Source organism: Nocardiopsis ansamitocini, from assembly GCF_030268225.1.
GTDB lineage: Bacteria > Actinomycetota > Actinomycetes > Streptosporangiales > Streptosporangiaceae > Nocardiopsis_D > Nocardiopsis_D ansamitocini.
The window spans coordinates 541,000-555,467 of sequence record NZ_BSQG01000004.1 but is presented as its reverse complement, the minus strand read 5'-3'; the positions used below and the strand labels follow the sequence as shown (position 1 = coordinate 555,467).

General features: G+C 63.9%; 12 protein-coding genes. 2 read left to right on the top strand and 10 right to left on the bottom strand.

Annotated features, from left to right (window positions below):
• Window positions 1–42: 42 nt before the first annotated feature.
• The 10 genes from QSJ59_RS14890 to fabD form a co-directional block, all read right to left on the bottom strand.
• Window positions 43–2,337: an SDR family oxidoreductase gene (locus QSJ59_RS14890; RefSeq protein WP_285760133.1), complete on the bottom strand. Its 2,295-nt coding sequence runs from the start codon at window positions 2,335–2,337 to the stop codon at window positions 43–45.
• Between the two features lie 2 nt (window positions 2,338–2,339).
• Window positions 2,340–3,284, bottom strand: a complete 945-nt coding sequence (locus QSJ59_RS14885; protein ID WP_285760132.1) for an aromatase/cyclase — start codon at window positions 3,282–3,284, stop codon at window positions 2,340–2,342.
• A gap of 63 nt (window positions 3,285–3,347) precedes the next feature.
• Window positions 3,348–4,133: a 3-oxoacyl-ACP reductase FabG gene (fabG, locus tag QSJ59_RS14880; RefSeq protein WP_285760131.1), complete on the bottom strand. Its 786-nt coding sequence runs from the start codon at window positions 4,131–4,133 to the stop codon at window positions 3,348–3,350.
• Between the two features lie 88 nt (window positions 4,134–4,221).
• Window positions 4,222–4,491, bottom strand: coding sequence for an acyl carrier protein (locus QSJ59_RS14875; protein WP_285760130.1), 270 nt, complete (start codon window positions 4,489–4,491; stop codon window positions 4,222–4,224).
• Between the two features lie 38 nt (window positions 4,492–4,529).
• Window positions 4,530–5,747, bottom strand: a complete 1,218-nt coding sequence (locus tag QSJ59_RS14870; RefSeq protein WP_285760129.1) for a ketosynthase chain-length factor — start codon at window positions 5,745–5,747, stop codon at window positions 4,530–4,532.
• Window positions 5,744–7,015, bottom strand: coding sequence for a beta-ketoacyl-[acyl-carrier-protein] synthase family protein (locus QSJ59_RS14865; RefSeq protein ID WP_285760128.1), 1,272 nt, complete (start codon window positions 7,013–7,015; stop codon window positions 5,744–5,746). The genes QSJ59_RS14870 and QSJ59_RS14865 overlap by 4 nt, the downstream gene beginning before the upstream one ends.
• On the bottom strand, window positions 7,012–7,341 hold the full coding sequence (locus tag QSJ59_RS14860; protein ID WP_285760127.1) for a TcmI family type II polyketide cyclase: 330 nt from the start codon (window positions 7,339–7,341) through the stop codon (window positions 7,012–7,014). Before QSJ59_RS14860 ends, QSJ59_RS14865 begins: the two co-directional genes overlap by 4 nt.
• 41 nt (window positions 7,342–7,382) lie before the next feature.
• Window positions 7,383–8,852, bottom strand: a complete 1,470-nt coding sequence (locus tag QSJ59_RS14855; protein WP_285760126.1) for an FAD-dependent monooxygenase — start codon at window positions 8,850–8,852, stop codon at window positions 7,383–7,385.
• A gap of 262 nt (window positions 8,853–9,114) precedes the next feature.
• Complete coding sequence (locus QSJ59_RS14850; RefSeq protein WP_285760125.1) at window positions 9,115–10,845, bottom strand: acetyl/propionyl/methylcrotonyl-CoA carboxylase subunit alpha; 1,731 nt, start codon at window positions 10,843–10,845, stop codon at window positions 9,115–9,117.
• 51 nt (window positions 10,846–10,896) lie between these two features.
• Complete coding sequence (fabD, locus tag QSJ59_RS14845; protein WP_285760124.1) at window positions 10,897–11,850, bottom strand: ACP S-malonyltransferase; 954 nt, start codon at window positions 11,848–11,850, stop codon at window positions 10,897–10,899.
• A gap of 393 nt (window positions 11,851–12,243) precedes the next feature.
• Here fabD and QSJ59_RS14840 point away from each other — a divergent pair, with 393 nt between their 5' ends.
• Window positions 12,244–12,879, top strand: a complete 636-nt coding sequence (locus QSJ59_RS14840) for an NAD(P)-dependent oxidoreductase (protein WP_285760123.1) — start codon at window positions 12,244–12,246, stop codon at window positions 12,877–12,879.
• 692 nt (window positions 12,880–13,571) lie between these two features.
• Window positions 13,572–14,426 (top strand): response regulator transcription factor, encoded by an 855-nt coding sequence (locus tag QSJ59_RS14835; RefSeq protein ID WP_285760122.1) that lies wholly within the window; start codon window positions 13,572–13,574, stop codon window positions 14,424–14,426.
• The last annotated feature ends 42 nt before the right edge of the window (window positions 14,427–14,468 follow it).

The window sequence follows — 14,468 nt, the reverse complement described above, 5'->3', positions numbered from 1 at the left end:
ACACCGCCCGGCGCCGATAGCCGCATCGGCGCCGGGCGATGCTCAGCCCAGGAGAGTGCCGCCGCTGGCGTCGATGAAGGCCCCGGTTATCCATCGCGCGTCGTCGGAGGCGAGGAAGGCCACCACATCAGCGATGTCCTGAGGTTCGCCCACCCGGCCAAAGGCTGACATTTGCGCCATCTGTTCGACTGCCTGGGGGATGTCGAAGACAGGGCTTCCGTTGCGGGTGATCCCCGGTGCGACGCTGTTGACGGTGATGCCGCGTGGGGCAAGGAACTTGGCGAAGTGCAGGGCGAGCTGCTCCACGGCCCCTTTCGACATCGCGTAGGCGATCTCGTCGGGGTTGGCGAACCGTGTGAGCCCGGAAGAGATGTTGACGATCCGGCTGCCGGGGGCGAGGAGGGCCAGTGCGCGCTGAATGATGAAGAAGGGCGCCTTGGCGTTCACGGCGAACAGCCGGTCGAACTGCTCGGAGGTGGTGTCTTGGGCCGAGACGCCACCCATGACACCCGCGTTGTTGACCAGGACGTTCAGTTCGGTCGACCCAGTACGTTCTTTCAGGCCTTGTTCGAGTCCGAGGAAGAGTTGGTGGACGTCCCCCGGAACCCCGAGTTCTGCCTGCACGGCGAAAGCCCGGCCGCCGTCCTTCTCGATCGCGGCGACGACGTCCTCGGCGGCGTCTTGGCCGACCGCATAGTGGACGGCGACCAGGGCGCCCTCCCGTGCCAGCCGGACGGCGATCCCTCGGCCGATTCCCCGGCTCGATCCGGTCACCAGTGCTGTCTTGCCCACAAGCTTGCTCATGTCGTCTCTCCGATCGGTTGAAAGGATGGGGTGAGGAACGGTCGTCGAGGGAGGCCCGAACCAGCGTTGCAGTGCCTCGGGCAACCCCACCGGGTTGCCCTGAGACGCCCAGGCGACGTAACCGTCGGGCCGGATGAGGAGAGCGTCGCCCTCTTCCAACGCAGTGCCGTGGGTATCGAAAGGCCGGGCCGTGATCGTGTCGATACGGTCTGTCCAGGGCGCGCACGCGGCTTTGAGGTGGGCTCTGTGGCCGAGGCCGCCCCAGAGGTCCAGAAGCACTCCACGACCGGGGGTCAGTAGGCGTGCGGTGCTTGTCTCCACGCCGTCGCACACGAGTTGGGCCGGCGGCAGCCGCACTCCGAGAAGCGGATGGCCACTGGAACCGGTGTCGTATCGGATGGCCAGACCGGAAACCGTTCCCGCCAGGTTCTGTCGGACGGACCCGTAGTCGACGAGCTCTCCGAAGAGTTGACGCAGGGCGTCGGTTTCCGGCCCCCCGAGAAGCAGCGTTGCCTGAGCGTTGATGTTTCCCAGGACCCGGTCGCCGACCGGGTGCCTTTCGTCGTGGTAGCTGTCGAGCAGTGTCTCCGGGGCTTTGCCGGTGACGTGGAGGGCGAGTTTCCATCCGAGGTTGAACGCGTCTTGGAGCCCGAGGTTGAGAGCCTGACCGCCGATGGGCATCTGCTGGTGGGCGGCGTCACCCGCGAACAACACCCGACCGTGGCGATACTGGGCCAGTTGGCGGGAGGCATCGGTGAACCGGTTGACCCACTGCGGCCTCCCCGTTCCGATGTCCTCTCCGGTGACCCGCTCCCAGGAGTCCCGGATCTCCGTGAAGCCCGGTTCACCCGCGTGTTCGGTCGGAGCTCGGCCGAACTCATGGACCATGACCCGGGTGACCCCGTCGCCGCGCCGGGCGGCAACAGCCATGCCGGCGGGCAGGCGTTGAAATCGCCGGTTGGGGACCTTGATTCCCGCCACATCGGCACGAATCAGTTCGCGGACCGCGTCCGTCCCGGGAAAGGAGGCGGCGCTCAGTCGACGCACCGTGCTCTGCTCGCCGTCACATCCGACCAGATAGGCACCGTTGACCCGCACCGGCCCGGCAGGCCCCACCACAAGAGCCTCCACGTGGTCACGGTGAACGGTGAGGCCGTGCAGCTCGTGGCCGCGACACAGTTTCACCCCGAGGGAGAGCGCCCATTGTTGAAGGACGGCTTCGGTCTGTACCTGTGGGACCTTCCATTGACCGGGGTACGGGGTGGGGAGGGTAAGGGCGACGGGAATTCCACCGAAATGGCCCATCACATCGTTGGGCGGGGACTTGAAAGCCGGCAGCAGTCCGCGGCTGTCGAAGATTTCCATGGTGCGGGCGTGCAGTGTGGAAGCCCTGGACTCGTTGGTCGGAGCGGTGCGGCGCTCCAGAAGGATTACCTCCGCACCGCCCAGTCGCAGCTCACCGGCGAGCATCAGTCCGACCGGCCCGGCGCCGACCACTATGACCTGGGTAAGTACTGTGCTCGGCTCGGTCATGTTCAGCGGTCGCGCTCGGCGTAGGTTTTGGCGTGGCCGAGTGTGGCCCGGCTGTTCGCCCCCAAGGCGTCACGAATGTAGGAGCGCGCGTCGGAGATTTTGGCTCCGGTGCCGAGCACCTCGGCGACGGCCTCCCTTTTGATCGCCACCGTGTGTTGGGAGGTGGCGGTGACGCCGTCGGCCGTCTCTTCGAAAAGCCAGTAACCGGTGTGCAAAGACATCAGGGCGGGAAGGGTGATCTGCTTGTAGGAGATTCGATGATGGGGGAAGCACACTCTGATCGACTTGGTGGTGTGAGTGGAACCGTCCTTGGTGCGCGTGTCCATTTCAAGGGTCTGGAGACCGGGGGTCTCCTCTTCCAGGTCGACTCTCGCCACGTGGGGCAGCCGCTCGGTCCACAGATGTGCTTCGTTGACGAAGTCGTAGAGGTCCTTGGCCGCTCCGGCGACGTGGACCGTGTCTTCGAAGGACAGCAGCAGGTCTTTGGCCGAAACGTCCAGTTCCACGTTGGTTTTGAGTGCCGCGAGTTCGGAGCGCGAGTTGTGGTCGACGGCCTGGTCTATCCAAGCGAGGTGCGAGGCGTCGTCGTCGACCGCACGGTAGTCGTGCAGGAGCCGTACCCGGGACTCGTTGGCGGAACGGGGTTCGATGAGCCAAGTTCCGGCCATTGCGGCCACGGGCGGGGCGGAGACCTCCTGACGGAAGTCGATTCGCAGTTCGTCGGGGAGGAGTGTGCGGTGGGAGGTCCAGTTCTTCGCGGCGCCACCGGCGGTGGCCCAGATCCGGATACGCTCTTCGGTGCTGCTCCGCTCGAGGTGGTCGACGTGGACGGTCGGCGGAAAAATCCGTGGCCAGTTCTCCACGTCCGCGATGAGCCGGTAGACGTCGACGGCCGGGGCCGCAATGGTTATCTCGTGTTCCACCTCGTGACGGCCTTGTTCAGGCATGGTGGTGTCTCCTTGGGGTGAAAAGGTGCTCCGATGGAGGGGGACGGCGAGTGTTCGTGCGGGTCAGAAGTTGCCCAGGCCGCCGCAGACGTTGAGCGCCTGGGAGGTGATCGAGGCCGCGGTGTCGGAGGCGAGATAGCCCACGAGGCCGGCGACCTCGTCAGGGGTGGAGTAGCGGCCGAGGGGGATCTTGGCGCTGAACTTCTCGAGGACCGCGTCCTCGGAGGTGTTCCAGACCTCGGCGTAGCCTTGGCGGACCCGCTGGGCCATCTGCGTCTCCACGTAGCCGGGGCAGACCGCGTTGACGGTGATCCCGGTAGGGGCCAGTTCGTTGCCGAGCGCTTTTGTGAAACCCACGACACCGTGTTTGGACGCCGAGTACGGAGCTCCGAGTACCACCCCCTGTTTGCCCGCGGTCGAGGCGATGTTGATGATGCGACCGCGTTGCTTGTGCCGCATGCCGCCGGCGTTGAGAGACGCCCGGGTCATGCGAAAGACGCTGTTGAGGTTGGTGTCGATGACCGCCTCCCACAGTTCGTCGGTGATATCGGCGGTGACACCACCACCGCTGCGGCCTGCGTTGTTGACCAGGACGTCGATCGTGGAGAAGCGGTCCACCGCTGCTTGGACGAACGCTTCGACACTGTCGTCGGAGCAGACGTCGAGGGTGGCGCCGTCCACGTCCATTCCCTCCTCGCGCAAGCGTTTCACCGTGCCGACCACGTTCTCGGTGGTGCGCGCTCCGATGAAAACCTGGTGTCCCTGAACAGCCAGCAGTCGGGTGACGGCGAGGCCGATTCCACTGGTGGCTCCGGTTACAAGGGCGACTCGTTGGTCCTGCTGGGGCATGACTTCTCCTGAACGTGGGGGTCGTGGGGTCGACCGGCCGTGTCGGTTGAGTGGGGACCCGCCCCGGTGAAGGGGCGCCGGTCGGCCTTCAGGCAGCGAGGGAGTCGGCGAGGTGGGCGTTGACCAGTGCGATCAGGGCGCGAGGGGTGGTGGCGTCGACGAGAGAGGGCTCATCGAGGGTGATCCCGTACTCACGTTCGATTCGGCTGCCGGTCTCCAACAAAGCCAGGGACTCGTAGCCCAACTGCTCGAACCCGGCGTCGAGGATGTCCCCGTCGATGTCGATGTCGTCGTCCGAACCGGCCCCCTCACGCAGGATTCGCTTCAGGTCGTCGAGGGTGAAATTCTTTGTGCTCATAAGAATCCTTCTTCGGGTGGATGGGAAGGGAGAAGGGATCAGTCTGATGGGGCCTGGACGACGACCGCGGAGTTGAATCCGCCGTGGCCGCGGGCCACCACCAGGGCCGTACGTATCGGAGTCGAGCGAGGCTCGTCCGTCACCAGGTCGAGCCGGTAGTCGGGAACCGCCTCGACGTTGGTGGTCGGCGGGATCACGCCGGTGGAGATCGACAACAGGGCGGACGCCAGGTCCAGGGCAGCGGCGCCTGAGTACAGTCGTCCGGTCATCGACTTGGGTGCGGTCACCGGTACCCCGTACGGCCCGAACACCGCGGCGATGGCTTCGGCTTCGACACGGTCCATCTCCGGGATGGCGGCGGCGTCCGCGAAGATCACGTCGACGTCCTCGGGCCGTACCTCCGCGTCCGCAAGCGCCAGCTCGATGGCTGTTCGCAGTCCGGGCTCGCGGCCGCTGCCCGCCCGTGGATCGAAGGTAGCCGCGTACCCCGCGATCTCTCCGTAGATCCGTGCGCCACGCGATCGTGCGTTCTCGACGTTCTCCAGGAGAAGGATCGCGCCCCCCTCGCCCGGAACATGGCCATGGGCGTGCGCGTCGAAGGGAAGGTAAGCCCGCCGCGGGTCGTCGCCGGTGCTCAGCCGTCCGCTCGCCAGCTGAGCGACCCATCCCCAGGGACAGATGGAGGCGTCGACACCACCGGTCACGATCATGGGAGTGCCCTTGCGGATCTGTCTCCGGGCCTGGGCCACCGCGTCGAGGCCGCCCGCCTGGTCACTGACCAATACTGAACTGGGTCCTTTCATCCCGTTGCGAATGGAGATCTGGCCACTGTTGACGGCGTAGAACCAAGCGAAGGACTGGTAGGCGCTGACATAGCGGCTGCCTTTGCTCCACAGCTTCTGGAGTTCTCCTTGGCCGAATTCGAAGCCCCCCGAAGAGCTGGAGGTGACGACCCCCATATCGAAGGCGGGTACCTCATCGGGGGTGATCCCCGCGTCGGTCAGCGCCCAGTCGGCTGCGACCAGCGCGAGCCTCGTCATCCGGTCGGTCTGGGGCAGGAGGCGCCCCGGCAGGTGGTCCTCGGCAACGAATCCCGGCACCTCGCCGGCCAACCGCAGGGGGTACTGGGCGGGGTCGAAGCGGGACACGGGTCCGATCCCGCTCCGGCCGTTCCGGGTGGCCGTCCAGAAGTCCTCTGCTCCGAGCCCGTTGGGCGCTGCGATCCCCATTCCCGTGACCACGGTCCGGGCGTTCATCGCGTCCCCCGTTTCTCGCCCGTCAGGACCATCGCGCTCTGGAAGCCGCCGAAACCGCTGCCGACCGTCAGCACCGTGTCCGTCGGCCACTCCCGAGCGGTCAAGGGAACGTAGTCCAGGTCGCATTCGGGATCTGGTGTATGGAGGTTCGCGGTGGGTGGGACCACGTTGTTCTCCATGGCCAGTACCGAGGCGGCGATCTCGATCGAGCCGATGGCCCCCAAGGAGTGGCCGACCATCGACTTGATGGAGCTGACGGGAACCCGGTAGGCGTGCTCCCCGAGGCTTTTCTTGAACGCCGCGGTCTCGTGCCGGTCGTTCTGTTTGGTCCCTGATCCGTGTGCGTTGACGTAGTCGATCTCCGCTGCGGCAGTGCCTGCTTCCGCAAGGGCGACACCGATGGCCTCGGCCATCTCCACGCCGTCCGGCCGAAGGCCCGTCATGTGAAAGGCATTGCACCGAGAGGCGTAACCACTGACCTCCGCGTAGATGTGGGCCCCGCGCCGTTTGGCGGCTTCACGCTCTTCCAGGATGAACACGGCCGATCCCTCGCCGAGTACGAATCCGTTACGGGTTCCGTCGAAGGGGCGAGACGCCTCTCCGGGGGCGTCGTTGAGTGGCGTGGTCGCCTTGATGGCGTCGAAGCAGGCCATGGTGATCGGCGATATGGGCGCGTCCGAGGCGCCGGCGATCATGACGTCCGCCGAGCCCTCGCGGATCAGCTCGACGGCGTGGCCGACCGCGTCGAGACCGGAAGTACAGCCCGTGGAGACCACGGTGCACGGACCTTGCGCGTCCACCGCCCAAGCAACCTCTGCCGCGAACGAGCTGGGCACCAGATAGTTGTACAAGTGGGGCACCGCGTACCCGTGGTCGACCAGATCCAGTCGCCCACCGTCGCTGACCACGCGGTATTCCTGGTCCAGGCCCATCGTCGCGCCTACCGCGCTACCGATGGTGACCCCGACCCGGTAGGGGGAGAGCCGGTCGATCTCGAGCCCGCTGTCGGCCACCGCTTCACGAGCGGCCACGACCGCCAGTTGGGCTGCGCGGTCCATACGTCGGACCTCTTGGGGGCCCAGTCCAGAGGCAAGCGGGTCGAAATCGATCTCCGCGGCCACCCTGGAGCGGAACTGGGACGGGTCGAAGAAAGTGATTCCCCGCGTCGCCGTCCGCCCTTCGCTGAGAAGGCTCCAGAATTCCTTCACTCCGATCCCCCCGGGGGCGATCACGCCGATACCGGTGATCACAGCTCGCCTGTCGTTCACGCTGACGCCTCCCAGCTGTAGAAGCGTGTGGCCATCGCGTCCGCGGGGGAGCGCCACGTGGTCGGGTCGTAGGGATTGATGTAGGGCTTCAGGTCGTCGCTGATCCGAACGAAGCGTGGCTCTCGCCTGGCCTGTTCGATGCGCCTGCCGCCGGTGTCGGTGTCGAAGTCCTGAACGTGGAAGTAGAGGCCCTGGTACGAAAACAGCTGGCGACGGCGCGTCCCCATGAGATGGGGCATGTCGGTCGCGTCGAACGAGCCGAACAGACGGGCCACCTCGTCACTCGAATGGAGGGCCATCCGGGCCACGATCAAAGTGCTGTGCATGTTTGTCTCCTCGCAATCGGGTCGGCTGTGATGGGGGACGGTTATCGCCGTGGTCCGAACCACCGCTCCAGCGCCATTGGCAGGTCGCCGTGGCTTCCAGGCGCGGCCCACGCCACGTAACCGTCGGGGCGCACCAGTACTGCGGTGGTTGCGTTCAGGGGACTGTCCTTCGGGAGCGGCCCGAGTTCTGCGGTCACGATGTCCACTTGGCTTTCCCACCCCGCGGCCCTTCGGCGTAGTTCAGGGTTGTCCCCCAGATCCAGGAGGACGCCGCGTCCGCTGTGCAGTACCTCCGTGCTGTCGGCGAAACGGGTCGGTCCGGACAGCTTCAGGCCGGGCATACGCCTCCCCAGCAGGGGGTGCCGCCCTCCGTCGACGGGATAGCGGATCTCCAGACCGCTGACCATCGCGGCCAGGTGCCGACCCACGTCCTCATAGGCGATGAGCTCGGACATCACGTCGCGTAGCGGCTGCATCTCGGGACCGCTCAGGAACAACAGCCCCTGCGCCCGCGTGTTCATCAGCAAGCGTTCGCCCACCGGATGGCGTTCGGTGTGATAGCTGTCCAGGAGCGCTTCACGGCTTCGCCCCTGGACGACGGCGGCGAGTTTCCAGCCGAGGTTCACGGCATCCTGAATGCTCGTGTTCATGCCTTGGCCACCAGCCGGGAGGTGGATGTGTGCGGCGTCGCCGGCCAGGAAGACCCTGTTCCTGCGGTATTCGGTGACCTGACGGGTGGCATCGCCGAAGGAGCTCACCCACACCGGTTCTCCGTGGGAGATGTCGTCACCGGTGAGGCGTTTCCAGGCAGCGGAGACCTCCTCGTACGCCGGTGGTGTTTCGCGGCGCTGCGGCGGGGTCCCGCGTTCGCAGACGATGAGGCGGGTGACACCGTCCGGTAGCGGTCCCACCATGACCATGCCGCCCGGTAGGGTCTGCCCGATCATCCTGGGTGCGAGATCGAGCCCTTTCACGTCGGCCAGAAACATTTCCAGGGTCGCGGGAGTCCCGGGAAAGTCGAATTCGAGGGCCTTGCGCACGAGACTGCGCCCGCCGTCGCAACCGACGAGGTAGCCGCTGGTGAGCCGGAGAATGCCCTCTGGTCCACGGACCTCGACCTCCACTTCGTTGCCGTTGTCCTTCACCGCGAGGACTTCGTGGCCGCGTCTGATGTCGCAGCCCATCCCGAGGACCCACTCTTCCAACACCGTCTCGGTCTGGGACTGTGGAACGCTCTTCGCCGCCTGGTGGGCGCCGTCGAGCAGGCCGAAGTCGACCGGAAGCCCGCCGAAGTGGCCGTGGTTGCTGATCGCGATCTCCCCGAACCGGGGCAGCAGACCGCGCTGGTCGAAAACCTCCATGGTGCGAGCGGTGAATCCCAGTCCGCGGGACTCTCCTGTGCGCTTGGCAAGGCGTTCCAGAACGATGACGTCCACTCCGGCCAATCGGAGCTCTCCCGCGAGCATCATTCCGGCTGGGCCGGCACCCACGACAATGACTTGGGCATCCACACGCGTCTCCCTGTTTTTCGATACCGGCGCGAAATTGGCACTCATCGGAAAAGCAGCATTCAAAGAAGAAGGGTCCGCTTTCCGGAAGGTCAAGGTTTTCGTGGTGGTTCGACGGTGCAAAAATCTTTGCCGTTCGAAACGGTTTTCGAATCCAAAGAAATTTTGATATCGGGATGTCGAGGATTTGGCAGGTTTCCAGGGGTTTTATTTCTGCCCGTGAGTGCTGCCGTTTTTCTGGTCGGAGTCGAACATGAAGCTCTCATCATTCTTTTATCTCGCAAATGACGGCACCCGAGGCGACCGTATCCCCCACATCGACCTTGATCCCTCTGACCGTTCCGGAACGAGGGGCGTTGAGCGGTTGCTCCATCTTCATCGCTTCGAGCATGACTACCAGTTCGCCCTCTTCGACGTGCTGACCATCGCGAACGGCGATTTTCACGATGGCCCCCTGCATGGGGGAGGAGAGCGTGTCACCGGACACCGCACTCCTGCTCTGCGGGTTGGCCCGTCGCTTCATCCGGTTTCCCGGCGCTGTGGACGGCCCGGGAACAGCGATTTCCAAACGCCGGCCTTCGACCTCGACAACGACTGTCTCCCATAGGGATTCGGGCACGGTTCCGGTGCTCGGAGGTGTGAACGGGGAGAGTTCGGCGGAAAACTCAGTCTCGATCCAACGAGTGTGAACGGCGAACGAAGATCCAACAAATGCCGGTTCCATGACGATCGCGCGATGGAAAGGAAGAACAGTTGCTATACCGTCGACGTGAAATTCCGCAAGGGCCCGGCGAGCACGCCCCAGTGCTTGCTCCCGGGTGGCGCCGGTGACGATCAGTTTTGCGAGGAGGGAATCCCAGGCCGCGCCGACAACGCTTCCGGATTCCACCCCGGTGTCGACCCGCACTCCTGGACCGGTCGGCGGAACAAAGGCAGCCACTGTTCCCGGTGTGGGAAGGAATCCTTTTCCTGGGTCTTCGCCATTGATACGAAACTCGATGGAGTGCCCTCTGGCGACGGGATCGTCATAACCGATTTCTTCACCGTCTGCGATACGCAGCATTTCGAGTACCAGGTCGATACCCGTGACCTCTTCCGTGACCGGGTGCTCGACCTGAAGACGGGTGTTGACTTCGAGAAACGAAAGAGCCCCGTCTGCGCCGACCAGGAACTCGCAGGTTCCTGCCCCTACGTAGCCGGCTTCTCGCATGATGGCTTTCGATGCCGCACGTATCTCCGCGTCCTGCTGATCGGTGAGAAAAGGCGCAGGTGCTTCCTCCACGAGTTTTTGGTGACGCCGCTGCAACGAGCAGTCGCGAGTGGACACGACGACGACGTTGCCGTGGGTGTCGGTCAGGCACTGCGTCTCCACATGACGGGGACGCTCCAGATAGCGCTCGACGAAACACGCTCCGTTTCCGAAGGCCGCGGTGGCCTCCCGCACAGCCGACTCGTAAAGCTCCGGGATCTCCTCCCTGGCACGAGCGACCTTCAGCCCTCTTCCACCACCGCCGAAGGCGGCCTTGATGGCGATGGGCAACCCGTGCCGGTCCGCGAACGCCTGGATTTCCTCAACACCACTGACCGGACCGGGAGTACCGGCCACCAGAGGCGCCCCCACGCGTTGTGCGATGCTGCGCGCCGCGACCTTGTCTCCCAGATCGCGGATGGCCTGTGGCGGTGGTCCGACCCAGGTCAAGCCGGCGTCGAGGACTGCCTGCGCAAAATCCGCGTTCTCGGACAGAAAGCCGTAACCGGGATGCACCGCGTCGGCTCCCGATCGAGCCGCCACAGCCAGCACCTTCGCCATGTCGAGGTAACTGGTGGCCGGGGTGTCCCCGCCCAGCGAGTGCGCTTCATCCGCCGCCCGCACGTGCAGGGCGTCTCTATCCGGTGCGGCGTAGACGGCGACGGTTGAGATCCCGGCGTCCTGGCACGCTCGGATGATCCGAACCGCGATTTCACCGCGGTTGGCGACTAACACCTTGCCTGGCATTGTGCGATTACCTCCACGAAGCGTTGGCGAAGCGGAAATCCGCGCAACCGATCACAGTTCCGCTTTGGCAAGGGCGGCGGTTGTCTTCTCGCATTCGTCGACGGTGGCGGTCGTGTAGGTCTGGGCTGTCGGGAGGATCGTCCGACACAGTCCGGTAAGGACCCGCCCCGGCCCGACCTCGACAAATTTTTCCGCCCCCCCGTGTGACATACGGATGACCGTCTCGCGCCAGCGCACCGGAGCCGTCAACTGGCGACGCAGTATGCGGATGATGTCGTGGGCGTCCGAGAGCGGCTCGGCAGTGACACTGGAGATCACCGGAATAGTCGGGTCGCGAAAATCGGTCCCTTCCAGGACTTCGGCGAATTCCTCCTCGATCTCCCGCAGGAGACTGCAATGAAAAGGCGCCCCGACACCCAACGGCACGACCCGCCGCGCGCCCGCACTTCTCGCTATCTGAATCAGTTCCTCGACAGCTCGCACCTGCCCGGAGACCACGACCTGGTCGGGGCCGTTGTCGTTGGCCACTTCGACGATCTCCCCCGTCTTCACCAGGGCCTCGGAGCAGGCCGCCTCCACTACGGTTTTTTCCAGCCCCAGGACAGCCGCCATGGTCCCGGGAACCTTCTCGTTGACCGTTTTCATCAACTCTCCGCGCCGCCGGACCAGACTGAGTGCGTCGGTCCATTCCAGTGCCCCGGCGCACACGAGCGCCGTGAATTCGCCAAGGCTGTGTCCGGCTACGACGTCAGGTGCCACAGCGTGATCGCGCAGTAGCTCCAGGGCTACGAGACTGGTGAGGAAAACCGCCGGTTGGGTGATCGAGGTGTCGCGCAGCGTCTGGGCGGAAGCATTCCGGCACAGATCCGAGAGCGAGAACCCGAGTATTTCGTCGGCGGTGCGGTAGTAGGTGTCGGCCAGGTCCGGAGCACGCTGGTGGAACTCCGTTCCCATTCCGACGCGCTGCGAACCCTGGCCTGGGAAAATAAAAGCGATGGATTCCATGTTCGCCTAATGTTGCTTTTGTGCAGAATAATTGCCGGGTGCGGGGGGCGAGTGATCGATTCCTCGGTGGGGCTGGTCTCGGTTTCGAATTCGTATTCCACCGAGACTGCGGCTTCGGATTTGCTTCACGATGAATCGGCCACCGAAATTATTTTCACTCCTCCATGGCATCGCAGTCAAGGATGGTATTTCAGAATGAAGTCAGATTCATTCATTTAAATGTGAACATCTCGGCAGGTCTGTCAAGTATGTCAGATCAAATAAAAATTTTTCTTCTCCGCCATTGACCGGCAGGAGCCCTTCCGGGGCGGTAGCCGATTGACTCGGCACTTAGCGTTGTTGTAGTGATCGTGGGAACCCGGAAACCGGCCGTACGTGAAAGGTGCCGAACCCATGAAGATCACAGTTTTTGGGGCGACTGGTGGAACCGGGCAGCATGTGGTCCGGCAAGCTCTCGATTCCGGGTGGCGGGTGACAGCCGTGGTGCGCGATCCGGCGAGGGTTCTCCTCAAGCACCCTGCTCTCGAAACGGTGACAGCCGATGTGCTCACCTCGCAAAGGCTGGCTGAATTCGTCGCGGGACGGGATGCCGTCATTTCCGCGCTGGGTCCGCGCGGCAGAAAGCAGGTAGGCGTCGCTTCTCTGGGGACCGGCCGGGTTTTGCGAGCGCTAGAGGAAGGAGGAGTCAAACGCTTTCTTGCGCTAAGCGCGGTGCCGGTCGGCCCGGTTCCCGACGGTGAAGGGCTTGTGCAGCGTTGTGTTGTGATCCCCTCTCTCAGAGCTGCCCTGCGCGCGACCTATGCAGACCTTGCGGCGATGGAGGAGGAGATGGAACGGAGTGAGTTCCAGTGGACGGTGGTACGCCCGCCTCGATTGACCGACGGCCCCCTTACCCGCGTCTATCGCACGACCGTCGGCGGCAACGTGGTACGCGGCAGTTCGATCTCCCGCGCGGATCTTGCCCACGCCCTGCTCGCCCTGTCCCGGGATCCCGCCTCTGTCGGCCGGTTCGTCGGTGTCGCGTACTGACCCCCGGACAAGGTCGGCCCCGGTCCTCGTCTGCTCCGCTCCTCGTGACGAAACGGGTCGCGAAGGCACTCCGCCATCCAGGGACCTGCGCATCGGAGCCGGTCAAGACCTCACTTCACGAGTCGCTCCGGATGCTTGGCCACGTGCTCTCGTCGCAGACGAGGACGCATGCGATGCCGAGTATGGGAAGGCGGAGCCCGTGCGCCCCCAGTGCTCCCGGGGGAGGACGGGATGGGGGCCGGTCCGAGAAGGGCACCGGTTCGCCATGGTCGGCACCTCCCGCTGGTCCGCACAAGGACGGCCGCCGGCGGGGTGAGTGGTTTCGCGGTCCTCGTCACGTCGGCTGACACGCCGCCGGCGGCGTGGGGTCGTCCTTGAGTGCCCGGTGGTGTCTCCGCAGGCCTTTGGAAGAGGACTGCGCGCTGGTCCTCGAATGCGCGGGAGCCGTGGAATTAATTTTTCCATAACAAAGAAGAAGCGAGAAAGAAATAAAAACTCGGGTCGAGTGAATGGTGAAGCCAAAACTTGGGCCGACGCCCAGGTGGTGGCCCCGCCTCCGGCTTGGCAAACAGCTCTGGAAAAAAAGTGATTTATGTCACATTTTGTGTATTGGGTCTAATTTGTTGGCTGTGACCTGGAAATACGCGTTTTGCGGACAACTCCCCTCACTCCTGCAACAACATGCAGAATAGTTGACAAAACCGGACAGTTCAACTTTAATCAATGCTGCAATTGGGGTATCGGTAAAACACTGGCAAAACACCGGTAAAAAATCGGGAATATATAAGCGGCTGTCATTGTTTATCTGTGGCAACGGGGCGTTTGTCGGTTGGAAGAAAGGTTACTCACTTTCGCGGGGAAAGTTCACCCTGGAGGAGTACGTGATTCGCACTCTTGTAGTGGAACACGATGTAAATTTATCCAAGACTACTGTCTCCAACCTGCGGCGGAACGGCTACGACGCCGACAGTGTCGGCACTGGAAAGGCCGCACTCGATGAGGCTGAAAACGCTGATCTCGTCCTCCTGGCCCTCGATCTCCCCGATCTCGATGGACTTGAGGTCTGCCGACAGATAAGGGCCATTTGTGACACGCCAATCATTTCAGTCACCGACGGGGGAACCGAATTAGATCGGGTGCTGGGGCTTCAGGCGGGGTCGGACGACTGTATCAACAAGCCTTACGGGTTGAGAGAGCTAATTGCCCGGATAGAGGCAGTCATGCGTCGTACCCGGCCGAAGCCGGCTTTTCAGGGATCGGTTATCTGCCACGGTCAGCTGTACCTGGATTGCGCGGGACGAAAGGTTCGTGTCAGTGGCAAGGACGTCAAGGTGACCCGGAAAGAATTCGACCTCCTTTATCTTCTGCTCTCGCAACGAGAAAAGGTGGTATCCCGGGAACAGCTCATGACGAGGGTCTGGGGCAACGAATGGGCGAAGAACGGTCGCACCATCGACACCCATGTCAGCAGTCTGCGCAGCAAACTTGGAGCCAGCTCTTGGATTACCACTGTCCATGGAGTGGGATACCGGATAGGACACGAGTGAGACGGCCTGCCATCCGCACGCCTGTGGCTGCCTTCCTTCACG

Bases quoted from the DNA above. Each gene is read 5' to 3' on its own strand.
- QSJ59_RS14850 (WP_285760125.1), bottom strand. From the start codon at position 10,845: ATGCCAGGCAAGGTGTTAGTCGCCAACCGCGGTGAAATCGCGGTTCGG.
- QSJ59_RS14860 (WP_285760127.1), bottom strand. From the start codon at position 7,341: ATGCACAGCACTTTGATCGTGGCCCGGATGGCCCTCCATTCGAGTGAC.
- QSJ59_RS14875 (WP_285760130.1), bottom strand. From the start codon at position 4,491: ATGAGCACAAAGAATTTCACCCTCGACGACCTGAAGCGAATCCTGCGT.
- QSJ59_RS14840 (WP_285760123.1), top strand. From the start codon at position 12,244: ATGAAGATCACAGTTTTTGGGGCGACTGGTGGAACCGGGCAGCATGTG.
- fabG (WP_285760131.1), bottom strand. From the start codon at position 4,133: ATGCCCCAGCAGGACCAACGAGTCGCCCTTGTAACCGGAGCCACCAGT.
- fabD (WP_285760124.1), bottom strand. From the start codon at position 11,850: ATGGAATCCATCGCTTTTATTTTCCCAGGCCAGGGTTCGCAGCGCGTC.
- QSJ59_RS14870 (WP_285760129.1), bottom strand. From the start codon at position 5,747: ATGAACGCCCGGACCGTGGTCACGGGAATGGGGATCGCAGCGCCCAAC.
- QSJ59_RS14885 (WP_285760132.1), bottom strand. From the start codon at position 3,284: ATGCCTGAACAAGGCCGTCACGAGGTGGAACACGAGATAACCATTGCG.
- QSJ59_RS14890 (WP_285760133.1), bottom strand. From the start codon at position 2,337: ATGACCGAGCCGAGCACAGTACTTACCCAGGTCATAGTGGTCGGCGCC.